Source organism: Flavobacterium sp. B183, assembly GCF_023539155.1.
Classification (GTDB): domain Bacteria; phylum Bacteroidota; class Bacteroidia; order Flavobacteriales; family Flavobacteriaceae; genus Flavobacterium; species Flavobacterium tructae.
On record NZ_CP097434.1, the window covers coordinates 4,549,796 to 4,563,182 of the forward strand.

The following is a 13,387-nucleotide window of genomic DNA, read 5'->3' on the forward strand; positions in this document are numbered from 1 at the left end:
GTATCTTTTTATTTCTCTATTTGATTTGTTATAATTTGGGTGTTTTTTTGTATTTTTTCTTTTTGGAGTATTTCATAATGCCCCCCTTCAAGCCTGATCAGATTGATTTTACTTTTAATTAAGGCTTGCCAAACGCTGTGTTTGTCGATGCTGGAATTTTCACTCAGAAAAACATAGGTTGGAATATTGATCATTTTGTTTCCTGATATGAACGAAGTGATTTCAGCATATTTCCATATTCGATCTACAATTATTTTCCTTTCATCAGGAGTAAATTTATTCAGCTGATCTAATTCTAAGTATGCGTCAACGTCAGCGTCTTCATAAGCAGTTGCTTTTTTGTTTATTTTGACGGTCTGAGGCGGTGGCACTATATCCAATACGATAAACTTATTGACCACTTTATAATCTTCCAGTTTTTTTAGCAGTTCATAAGCAAATAAGCCTCCGGCTGAATAACCCAGCAAGTCAAGTTCGCCTTCAATTCCGCTGTTCATTATCATTGCTATAGCGCTGTCTACGATGTCATTTAAACTGTTATGCATTTCTTTATAGGAATCTAAAAAAGAAAAATCAAGCGCATAAACGTTGTAATGATCAAGGTGTTTTGACAACTCTAAGAAATCTACTGCGGTGGTACTAATAGAGGGTATGCATACCATATTCTTTGTTTTTCCACTGCTGAGTTTGTGCAGATAGATCCCAGCTTCTTTATTCTTTGCGTTTTTGTCTACATAAGCCGCTATGCTGTAAATGGATTGGCGATTGAATACTTCTACTATTGGGAATTTTATACCGAACTCTTTTTCGATTTTGGAAATCAGTTGAATCATGTTTATAGAATGTCCTCCATATTCAAAAAAGCTGGAATGAATTTGGATTTCTTTTTCTAAAATTTCTGTAAAGAAGCTTTTTATGATTTGCTCTGTTGCCGTCAGTTTAGTTTCAGGCGACAGGAAATCGCTATTGAGCTTCAATTTGTTTAATTTGTTCTTGTCAACTTTTCCATTATCATTCAGTGGTATTTTATCTAAAACAATAATTTTTCGCGGAATCATGTATTGCGGCAAATACACAGACAAATGCATTCTGATTGCATTATCATTCAAATAATTACTGGCCGATTGTTCGTTCAGCAAATAGGAATAATCCGTTTGTAAAAAAGTACCTTCTTTTTCAGTAGAAGCTTTGAGGCTGATCAGATTAGAATATCCAAAATGACGGCATACCTCGGCATAACACTTTAAAATCTCATCCTCTTCCAGAGTGTTGAATGTCGAAAGGGTCGAAATATTCAGAATGGCTATGGCGTTGTATTGTGTTTCCTCTACCCTACGCAGTAAAATGCTACTATCATCGGAAGCAGCAGTCGCGTCTGACAGAAAAACAGGAACAGCCGTTACATAACAAATTGTTTTACCGCTTTCGTCATTAATCCTTATTTGCAGATCAGGATAATCGTAAAGTATCTGATCAAAATCTTTAAAAGATTCTAAAAATAATGGTTCAAAAGGTACTGTTTTGGAAAGGCCCTGGAAGTCTTCCCTAATCATTTCATTTTGATGAAGGGTAATCCATGTGTAAACTCTGCCATCCTTAGCTACAAAACTGTTGATTCCTTTTTCGGGTTCAATAAAAGCAATTAATTGTTCGTAAGCTGCTTGTTTGTTTACAAGTACGGCAACATTAAAAATAGCGTTATGATTTAAAAGAACTGATTCTATCTCATCAATCTCAATCCTGTTACCATTCAATTTTACCTGATTGTCGAGTCGTCCGTATACAATTAAATTACCGGCTTCGTCATAAATGCCCTTATCTCCCGTTTTGTAAAGCCTTGTGCTAAATCCATCCTGAAATGGATTATCAACAAATGCATTTTCGGTTTGTTCGGGATTGTTCAGGTAATCGGCAGCTGCACCTATTGATGATATATACAATTCCCCCGGAACACCAAGTGGACAAATTTTCATCTTTTTATCCAAAACATAAATTTTGGTATTGGCTACCGGCTTGCCTACGGGAACAAACTGATCTGTCCCAATAGTGCTTTCAGAACAGTCAAATCGGGTAGAATCTACAGTGGTTTCAGTTGGTCCATAGCAGTTATACAATTTACACTCCAGCACATTAAAAAAGCGGTTTCTTAATGAGGTCTGCAATAAAGCCCCCCCTACCGCTATTCTTTTTAGACTTTGAAGATTTGAAATTTCGTTTCTTTCAAGACCATCCACAATAGATTCTAATAACAAAGGCACCGACTGCACATGCGTAATCTTATGCTTCTCGATATAGGTTTCATAGGCTTTTATGCTTTTTTCATCATCATCTTTCATCACGACAATTTTTGCGCCTGTGGCTAATGGCCATAAAAAGTCCATAATCGACGCATCGAAGACTACCGGTGTGTGAAATAAAATAGCTTCGTTTTCATCGAAATTAAAAGCCTCTGTAGTAGATTTTATAATATTGATTATCCCTACATGTTTGATATTAATACCCTTCGGCTTTCCTGTTGATCCTGAAGTAAATATAGTATAAGCCAGGTCCTGGTTTTCTACCTGTACATTTGGAGCAGAATCAGAAAACCCGGAAAGATCTGTAGTGTTCAGGTCGATGAACAATTTCGAAAAAGAGGCCTCCATAAATGCCTGAGACAAACATTCTGTAGTGGTAACTATTGCTTCAATTTCTGCCTGATTGATAATTTCTTCGATACGCTGTACGGGATAGTCTTTACCCAGCGGCACATAAATTGCACCTGCTTTAAGTATTCCTAATACTGTGGCTATAAACTCTGTCGATCGCTGCATCAGCACTCCAACCCTGTCTTTTTTCCTAATACCTTTTTCGATCAGATAATGGGAAATTTTATTGGCAAGAGCATTGATTTGGGCATAAGTAAGCTGTTGTTCGTTGTCGACTACTGCAACATTCTCAGGATATTTTACCGCCGTTTCTTCAATCAGGTTATGAATACCGTAATCTTCAATAGCAAAAACATCTGTATTCTCGGTAAAATCGCTAATGATCGTTTTCTCTTCGTTCAGCAATATGTCATAATCTCCAATATTCTGTTCGGGATCTGCTATACACTGACGGATCAACTGCTCGTATCGCGAAAGGAAATTTTGCGCTGTTGATGCTTTAAACAAATCTGTATTGTATCGCAATGAATACCACATATAATGCTGTGAGTGATCAATCTGAAGCGTGAAATCAAAAACAGAGGTATGGTTTATTTTCAAATCATACTGACCAGTGATGTCATTGATGGTGATGCCATCAAAGTTTCTTTCGGTCAATTCGGTGTCATCATTCTGCACGCCAAAAAATACGGACATTACTTTTTGTCTTGAAAAATCTGTAGTCGGATTTAATTCTTCGATAATCTTGTTGAAAGGATACAAATGGTTTTCATAAGCATCCAGCGAACTTTTCTTTGAATGCTCCATTAATTTTCTGAAAGACCAGTTTTCCTCTACCGTACAGCGTATCGGTATTCCCGATGCAAATAGGCCGATAATATCTTCCAGATTTTCCTTATCTCTGTTCCATATAGGAGTTCCTACCACAAAATCATCCTGGTTGGTTAATCTGTATAATAATAAGTTTAATACAGAAATTAGAAAGATTTGATAGGTGACCCCATTTTGATTACAGAAATCGGTTATTTCCTGTTTGAAATCTAAATCAACCGATTTGAAAATAAAGTCTCCATTAAAGGAATGCACCAGTGGCCTCGGAAAATCTGTAGGCAGTTCGAGTGGTTCCGGTATTGTTTTGTATTTTTCCAACCAGTATTGCCTTTGAGACTCTAATTGTCCCGAATCGATCAAAGCGTTAATCCATTCGGTGTAATCGACATAGTTTACCTTTAATTCCGGAAGACCAAAATCACCTGTGGCAATTAAATTGTTATAGCCCTGAGTCAGTTCCTTATGGAAAATAAAAGTTGATATCTGATCCCAGACAATATGGTGCGTCTCTAACGTAAAAATGTATTTTTCATCCGCCAGTCTGATCAATTTAACGGTACAGATTGGTGGTTTGGATAAATCAAAAACAGTGTTGCTGTATTTTTTTATGATTTCCTGCACCTTACTTTCCTGCTCTGACTCTTGTCTGATATCGATTAGAAAGTCAGTAAAATTAAGTTCTGTATGTTCCCTGAGAAGCTGATAAGGCCTGCCATCGTCTTCAACTAATGCTATTCTGAAAATATCATGCCTGTCATACAGATGTACTATTGTTTGGTACAATGCATCAATATTCAGATCACCATTGAATTCAAGTATAAATCCGATGTTATAAAACGTGCTGTTCGGATTAAATTTTTGCAGGTACCATTCGGCAAACTGAACAGGTGATATTTTATACCTGCTCTTTCTGCTTTTCTTCGCAGGATTTGGCAATACCAGATTTAGCCTTTCTTTTTTATGAAAGTCAATTCTTTTTGCAAAATCTTCGAGAATTGGATATTCAAAAAGATCCTTCAACGGGATATCAACCTGAAATTCTTTCTTGACTTTTGTAATGATCTGTATTGCGGAAATAGAATGTCCGCCATTCTCAAAGAAATTATCATTGATTCCTAAGCTATTTCTTCCCAATGTATCCATCCAAAATTCAAGAATCTTTTCTTCATAGGTGTTTGAAGGAAGGACTATTGCTTTTTCAGAATTACTTTTGGAATCGCTCTTTGCTAAAAGCTGGTTGCGATCAATTTTCCCGTTAGAAGTCACTGGAAAACTCTGCACAATAAACAGCTTTGAAGGAACCATATACTCCGGCACGCTTTGTGCAAGGCGTCTCCTGATTTTTTCAGTTTCTACCTCTATATCTTCATTTGTTACAGCATTGTTTATGATTAGAAAGGCTACAAGATAGTTTTGGTCATTGTTTTTGTTCAAAATGACTACCGCTTCTTTGACCTCAGCGATCTGTAATATTTTGTTCTCTATTTCACCCAATTCGATCCTCCTGCCATTGATTTTGACCTGAAAATCTCTTCGTCCGAAAAATTCAATATTTCCGTCTGGTCTGTATCTTCCGATATCTCCTGTTCTGTACATAGGAACTTTTGAAGACTGAAAAGGATCTTCCAAAAACACCTCACTCGTTTTTTGAGGATTGTTCAGATACCCATATCCGACTCCTATACCTGAAACTACAATTTCTCCCCTTACTCCTATCGGAACCTGTTGAAACGAATCGTCGATGATGTAGATTCTGAAATTCTGTAAAGTTTTTCCAATCAATATGTTTGGCCCCTGAGGACACTCTTTCATGATATAATGTGTAATATCATCAGAGGTTTCTGTTGGTCCGTATGCATTCACAATCGGGATATTCGGAAAGGCATCAAACCATTTGCTGATCAGGGCATGATGTACTGTCTCACCCGTAACTAACAGATATTTTAAATGCTCCAGTTCCTTAAAACCATTGTTTTCTGCCGAATTGTATAATAGCGACAGGTAGGAAGGCACCACTTCAAGTATACTTACCTGATCTGAAGTTAAATGATACAACAGGTTTTCGGGATTTGTTATCGTATCATCATCATAAATGACAATTGACCCACCCTGAACCAGAGCAGCAAAAAACTGCCATATTGAAATATCAAATCCTTGTGAAGCATTTTGCGCCACTACACTATCAGCCGTTATTTCGAGGTCGTCAATTTTGGCATAGATATGGTTCATCATCCCCAAATGATGTAAAATTGCACCTTTGGGTTCACCCGTTGAACCGGAAGTGTAAATGATATAAGCAGCCTCGTTTAAATTGGACCAATCAGAATAGGTATCGTTCTCTTTTTTAAGGGAACGCTTGTCGTACTGATACCTTTTTTGCACACCTCCTGCGGTGTTTGTTTGAGATTTATCTAAAGATATCAGGGTATCATAGCGAAAAGAATACAATTCATTTTCAATACTTCCAATTTTATCGGTATGCAGTACGTCACTGATGAAATTGTATTTAAACTTTAAATCATCGAAGAAATATCTTTCCACAAAAAATTCTTCGTCCCACTCCAGTTTAACTCTTTCATTGTTATTGGCTTCTTTATAATCTTGCAGGGAAGTTATCAGACTTTCTTTCTTATCGTTGTCCATGATATCTCCAATGAAAATTTTCCCATGGTTGCCCAATAAGGCAAAACATTTTTCCAATACATCCAGGAGATAGTTATAGCCATGAAAATTCTGTATAACACTATTGATCACAATCAGGTCGAAATCACCCGTCTGAATTTGGTCAATTTCATGGGCAAAAAGATTGTGTTGATGAATATTATCAAGCTCTAATTCCTTAATCGTTGCTTCGTTGTTTTTTAAAACGTTTGCCGATAAATCTACTCCGTGATATTCCTTAACCAAAGGAGCAATGGCAAACATGGTAATTCCTGAACTACAGCCTATTTCCAGTACTTTAGAATTTGTATTTATTTCCTGGCTTATCTTGAATCGGGCATTTTCACGATACTCGTTCATTTCTTCCCGGCTGAAAGGTTTACCGGTATAACTGTTGAGCCAGCCACCAGCTGTGATATCATCAGTAGAACGTTCGGCTACATACTCCCAAAGATCTCTGTTCATAGAAGCATTTTTTGATTCGGCTTCCAGAAAGATATTTTCACTGTTGACACAAAAGATGCTTTTAAGACCCGGACAATCCCACTGCAATAACATTGCTTCTTTTACAAAGTTTCTATCGATCACAAGCATCTCCAGACCGGCGTCGTTGATTAACTTTTTGATACGCTGGTAAGGATAAGTTGGGTCAAAAGGCAGGTAGGTCATACCTGCTTTCCATACTCCTGTAATTGTTTTTACGATTTCAGGGGAGCGTTTCATTAAAACACCTATAAGTTTATTATCGGTATTTAATGACAGGAAATCTGCAATCTGACTACTTTCCTTATGAAGTTCACCATAGCTGGTTTGCACGCCATTATATAAAATCGCGCATAAATCTGGATTGGTTTGCGAATGCTCTTTTATATAGTTTGGAATTGTTTTTTGAGGGACAAATTTATCGGTGCTATTGAATTGGCTGATGCGTTTTTTGTCTTCTTCAATCAACAAATCATAATCGCTAAGGTTTTTGTCCGAATCAATTCCAACCTGATCTAACAAATAATTAAAATGCGTGAACAAACGCTCGATATGCTCAGACTCATAAACGTCCGTATTGTATCTCGCATTGAAAATAATTTCTCCGTTCGCTTGTTCCACCAGCATGATGTTCAAATCACAGATCGCTGTTTTATTATCTGCTTTGATCACATTCACTTCGACAGATTCTGCACTCAGATTATCATCCGAAGAAATGGTATTGGCATAATTTTGAGTTTCAATCAGAACATCAAAAACCGGAGAACGGCCTAAATCTCTCTTAATATTTATATCATTGACCAGCTCATCAAAAGGATAATCTTTATGTTCAAAGGCTTCAATTATATTATTTTTTGTTAGACTTATAAGGTCCGAAAATTTACAATCCCGATCAAATTGTGTCCTTATGACTAAGGTGTTAATATAGAATCCGATTTGATCTTGTAACGATAATTTTTCTCTGTTGGCAATAACAGTACCCAGTACGATGTCGGTATTTCCTGTATACTTATAAAATATATAATTAAAAACAGACATTGCAGTCATGAAAAGCGTCGCATTGTATTCTTTACCAAGTGCATGCAGGTTTTTTGTACTGTTTGACGGAAGCGTGTAAACCACATAGGTTCCGTTATAAGTCTGCGTTTTCGGACGCTCGCTGAACGAAGGCAGATCTATCTTCAAAAGATCTCCCTCGAGTTTCTGACTCCAGTATACTCTTTCTTTCCAATCGATATTACTATTTTCCCATTCTGCATAATCCTTGTTCTGAATTTCCAGAGGAGAAAGATTTACCGGAATCTGGGCAGAAAAAGCATTATAATACGATAAGATATCTTTCATTATTATTTTGAGAGACCACGAATCGGATATAATATGGTGCATGCAGATGAGCAGTAAATAATCGTCATCTGCTTTTTTCAAGAGACTTAGCTGTATCAGCGGTCCCTTTTCTAAATCAAATTTATGCTGAATGAAATCCTCAATGTAGTTATTGATTTTTACCTCACCATTGTTTGCTTTGCTGTAATCCAGATATTCCAACGCTGAAAATTCCGGGCTGAACGGCAACACGTTCTGCACGATTTCGTCATCCAAAAGAACGAAAGCTGTTCTCAGTATTTCATGCCTTTCGATTAAAGCGGCACAAGCTTTTTTTAAGTAATCAATATTTAGTTCCCCTTTAAGTTCAGCGGCCACCGGGACATTGTAGGCTACAGAAGCCTCATCAAATTTACTTAAAGACCAAAGACGCTTTTGAGAACTGGTTGTTTTATAATATTTTTTTTCCGAAATCTTTGGAATTTCAGAATAGGCCGAATCCAGTTTATTCTCCTCAATATACGAGGCAAGCGATCTGATGGTAGAGTATTTAAAAATATCTTTTATCTCAATTTTAATACTCAATTTTTTATGCAAAAGCGAGATTAGCGAGACCGCATTTAAAGAATGCCCGCCAATGTCAAAAAACAAGTCATTAACCCCAACCTTTTCCAAATTGAGGAGTTCCTGCCAAATCAAGGTAATGCTGCGTTCTAAGTCAGTACCAGGAGCTTCATATTCCGAAGTCAGACTGTCTTTTGCATTGATAATCTTTGGAAGTTTTGCGGTATCGATTTTTTCATTTGCGGTTAAAGGAAAGCTGTCCAAAAAGAAAAAATAGTCCGGCATGTAATACTCCGGCAGTTTTGTCTTCAGTTCTTCTTTGATCGTTACGGCCTTAATGGGTTCGCTATTGTTTTTGGGAACGATGTAACAAGCCAGATAATCATTTTCTGTTTTTGGATCCTGAATAACCGTTACAAAAGCCTGACTTACGGCATTCAATTTTAAAATTTGGTACTCAATATCGGCACTTTCTATTCGTATACCTCTAACCTTTAACTGATTGTCTTTTCTTCCTATAAAATCTAAATTTCCGTCCGGTTGCCATCTTGCGAAATCACCCGTTTTGTAAAATCGCGTAGTACCAAAATTTTCAATGGTAACAAACTTCTCCGTATTCAGTTCTTCAGCATTATAATAGCCAGTTGACACATAAATACCGGCTACATAAAGTTCACCAATCATTCCCATTGGTGTAAACTTTTTATGCTTATTGAGTAAGTAAAGCCGTGCATTTTCAATTGGTTTTCCTACTGAAACTTTTTTAAGCTCCGACGGAAATGCAGAACAATCATAATAAGTCACATCAACCGTTACTTCTGTTGCGCCCCACGTATTTATTAATCTTGTGCCATTTGTAGCAAACAAAGTATCGTTAAAAGAATTGACAACTCTGGACGAAAGAGCTTCAGCACCCGTAAATATCCATCTTAAAGTAGCCAGTTTTTCAATATGATTTTCAAACGTATTGATATAATCCAAAAAAACAGAAAGCATGGATGGAACAAAATCCATAGTGGTTACTTTATACTTAGTTACTGCCTCAAGAATTGCTTCTGGATTTTTCTCTTCGCCATTGGGTAAAAAATAAATTTTTGCTCCTGAAGCTACACCACGAAACATTTCACAAATGGAAGGATCAAAAGACAAAGGTGTTTTCTGAATGGTTACATCGCGATCTGTGAAATTGTACTGTTTTGTTAACCAGCTCATTCTGGCAACGAAAGATTCATGCAAAATAAGTACTGCTTTCGGGCTGCCCGTTGAACCGGAAGTGAACATAAGATATGCCGGATCTTTTGGACCCGCCGTAGCTTTAATATTTCCAACAGGATAATGCTCTAAGGACAAATGATCCAGATCTACTATTGTTCTGCTTTCATCTGCTACAGCATTACTGTAGGGAGCTTTTGAAATTATGATCGGAACTTTTACTTCTGCAAGCATCACCTCAATCCTGTCGGCAGGAAGTGTAGGATCTATCATGAAGAATGTACCGCCTGCCTTTAGTATGGCCAATATGGAGATGATAAGGTCATTCGATCTTTCTAAATAGATTCCAATTACAGCATTTTTAGTGTCCTTTTTTTCCAATAGATAATGTGCCAACCGATTGCTCCTTTCGTTTACCTGTCTATAAGTAAGCTGGCTTTGGGAATCGATTGAAAATAAATTATCGGGGTTACTATCCGCCTGACTTTCAAAAACAGCATGAATCGTATCAGCCGAAAAGGTAGCTAAACTCACAGGTGGATTCAATCCGTCTTCGTAATATTTTATTTCACTATCAGAAAATAGGCTAATATCCTGAATAAGAATTTCGGGGTTGCTTATTACCAACCTCGCTACATTCAGGAAATGAATCCCCATCTGCTTAAGATAGATGCCTGGTACAGCAGCCGGGTTGGCTTCTATTTTCCCCTCAAGCACATTGCCTGTTTTTTCAAATGTAAAAACGATATCATTGCCAGTTGATTCAGCTCTACCATGGATTGGCTCAAATACATGCCACACGTTGGACAGGTCGTTGCTGTTACCACTGATTTTTTCGGCTAAAACATTCCGGGGATAATCCTGATTCTCATAAGACAGCTCAACAGTCTCACTCAATTGCATTACAAACTCTTTAAAAGAATTTGAAGCATCAATTTCTCCGGATATATAAACCGAATCATTGAGTGTTTCTTCATCGGCATTTTCTATTAAAACTGACGAAATTGTAGTGATTGTATCCTGATCCAGATAGTTATAAAGCATGATTTTCAGAACAGCATCCAATAGGACATAAACAGACAGATCATTTCCTTTCGCCAGGGAAAAAATCTTTTCACTGATTTGCTCATCAATACTGAAAACGTATTCCTCTTTCTCAAAATCATCAGAAACGGGGGTATTATTAGTAAATACTAAGTGCGTTTTCTCTGCTATTTGAGCGATTCTTTCAGACCAATATTTTTCTTGTTTAAGGAACTTTGCAGATGTAAGAGTTAAAACGGTGTCTAAAGTGGTATTGGTATTCTCCATTAATCTTCTCTTTTTGAGTTTCTAAAATTTTGCGGCATTATAAATTTTTCATTGCCCTGAATCAAATCCATAATGGATATGTCTTTGCCCTTCCTGTTGCCTGAAGTAATTTCCTGATCCGGTTCCTGATCCGAATCTGTGTACACGGTAATAAAACCTTCATAATTTCTTAAAACAACTTTGTTTGGGGACTGACTTAAAACATAGTTTGGAGCCAGCGGAATTTTACCGCCTCCGTAAGGTGCATCAATTACAAAAGTTGGAATGGCATATCCCGAAATATGCCCCCTTAGTCCTTCCATAATCTCGATGCCTTTGGATATAGGAGTACGAAAATGGCCTGCTCCTTTTACTAAATCACATTGATACAAATAATAAGGTCTTACCCGCATCTTCACTAATTCGGTACAAAGCTTACGCTGTATTTCGACAGTGTCATTGATCCCTTTTAATAATACGGTCTGGTTGCCTAAAGGAATTCCGGCTTTCGACAGCTTGTCACAGGCTTGTTGTAACTCCGGAGTAATTTCTTTAGGATGATTCACGTGGATGTTCAGCCAAAATGGATGGTATTTTTCTACCATATCGCAAAACTCCTGAGTTATAATATTGGGGTTGAATACCGGTGTCCGCGTACCAAGCCTAATAATTTCGACATGAGGAATTTCTCTCAATCGCATTAAGATCGATTCCAGTCTTTTAATTGGCAGCAGTAAAGGATCACCCCCCGACAGCAGCACGTCCCGGATTTGTGGATTGTTGCTTATGTATTCAATCTGATTGTCAAAATCAGTGGAGTTGTAATTTTTTGAACTGTCTCCTACCAACCTGCTTCTTGTACAATATCTGCAATAAGATGCACACTGGGTAGTGATCAGCATTAAAACGCGATCCGGATACCGGTGTACGATACCATTCACGGGTGAATACTCATCTTCGCTTAAAGAATCTTCGTTCATACCGCTAAAATCATACATTTCCTTCTCGGTCGGCAAGACCTGCCTCCTTATCGGGCAGTTGAAATCGTCTTTGTCAACCAGACTCAAAAAATAAGGCGTAATGTCAACTCTAAACAACGAGTTCTGATTTAAAGCGTTAGCTTCGGTAGGCGTAAGATTGATAATTTCTGATATTTCTTCAAAGCTATTTAGCCTGTTGCTTAACTGCCATTTCCAATCGTTCCATTTCTCATCAGGAACATCATTCCATTCCCGATGCCGATACGATTGGACAAAAGATTTCTCCTTTTCGGTACTAATTATTTGCTCATTTTGCATTAAAAGTAGGATTTAAGTTCGCCCGTTCTTCGTATATCCAATGTTGCACAGTGAAAACCTCCGCCAAAAGTGTTGAAATTGTAAAAACTACACGGTATCGGTTTCATCCCAAATTTTTTCAGTGCTTCGATGGTTGGTTTTTCGTTTTTCTCTACCAAAATTCTTTCACTGTCAATCATAAACGTGTTCATGGTAAGCCATTTGCTGCTCATATACAAAACCTGGCTGTCCGGCATAACCGGTGCAGGGGCTTTCATAATGTCCCAACTTTTGAACATCTCAGGAATTTTGTTCATCCTGTCTGGGTGGATCAACAGTTTACCTGGTGCCAACGGTACAAAAGTGGTGTCAATGTGCATCGGGTGCCTGTCATTGCAATCTATTTTATGAATGGTATATTCATCCCCAATGTGTTGCTGGAGCCACTTAATACCTGCATCATTGGTTACATGACTTTTAAGCACAAAGATGTCTTTACCGCATTTGGTAAAATCAGCGGCGTCAAATACCGGCTCAAAATCATTTATAACATAATTAATAGGGTCATTGCCGCTTCCTTCCTGATAATTATAATCATAAAGTTCATCCAGCAATTGCGGCTTCGGAGCTGCCGACCATTTTGCTCCCTTATTAAAATATTCTTTTATCAGAGGTCTGAAAGAATTCACTTCATGATGTCTTGATCTCCAAGGCATCGGAGCTTCAATGATGTTTTCACCTATAACCAATAAAACATCGCGTGGCATCGCGCTATATAACCCGCCTTCGCTTTTCCAGTCAGGAGTGCTGTAAGGTCTGTTAAAATCTACCGGATCCGGTCTTCTAACGATTACTCCCTCCTGTTCCAATATATGAGCCAGGTTGTCCAGTTCCAGCTGCGCGGCTTTTATCTGTTCGGCAGGGAATAATTTTCCTCCATTTTTTTTATAAAAATCCCAGTGGTTTTCAGGCATTGTTGCTTTCAGGGTAACATGCCAGGGCGGTACTGATGCACCTTCCATTGTTCCAACGATTACTTCTTCTAACGGGTCCCATTCATTGTAAGAACTTACAATAGGTTTTGTTTGCGACATACTT

3 protein-coding genes are annotated in these 13,387 nt (G+C 37.7%); all 3 read right to left on the bottom strand.

All coding sequences use genetic code 11. The annotated features are described in order from the left end of the window. Positions 1 to 8: 8 nt before the first annotated feature. Genes M4I44_RS18865 through M4I44_RS18875 form a run of 3 tightly spaced genes read right to left on the bottom strand, consistent with a single transcriptional unit; the run spans position 9 to position 13,383 of the window. On the bottom strand, positions 9 to 11,033 hold the full coding sequence (locus M4I44_RS18865) for a non-ribosomal peptide synthetase (RefSeq protein ID WP_249965741.1): 11,025 nt from the start codon (positions 11,031 to 11,033) through the stop codon (positions 9 to 11). After that, a complete protein-coding gene (locus tag M4I44_RS18870; protein ID WP_249965742.1) occupies positions 11,033 to 12,310 on the bottom strand; it encodes a KamA family radical SAM protein in 1,278 nt (425 codons plus the stop codon). Before M4I44_RS18870 ends, M4I44_RS18865 begins: the two co-directional genes overlap by 1 nt. Next, entirely contained in the window at positions 12,310 to 13,383 is a 1,074-nt protein-coding gene (locus M4I44_RS18875; protein WP_017496293.1) for a hypothetical protein, read from the bottom strand. The genes M4I44_RS18870 and M4I44_RS18875 overlap by 1 nt, the downstream gene beginning before the upstream one ends. Positions 13,384 to 13,387: the final 4 nt, after the last annotated feature.

Coding starts and splice junctions, on each gene's coding strand:
- M4I44_RS18865 (WP_249965741.1), bottom strand. CDS start 11,033: ATGGAGAATACCAATACCACTTTAGACACCGTTTTAACTCTTACATCT.
- M4I44_RS18870 (WP_249965742.1), bottom strand. CDS start 12,310: ATGCAAAATGAGCAAATAATTAGTACCGAAAAGGAGAAATCTTTTGTC.
- M4I44_RS18875 (WP_017496293.1), bottom strand. CDS start 13,383: ATGTCGCAAACAAAACCTATTGTAAGTTCTTACAATGAATGGGACCCG.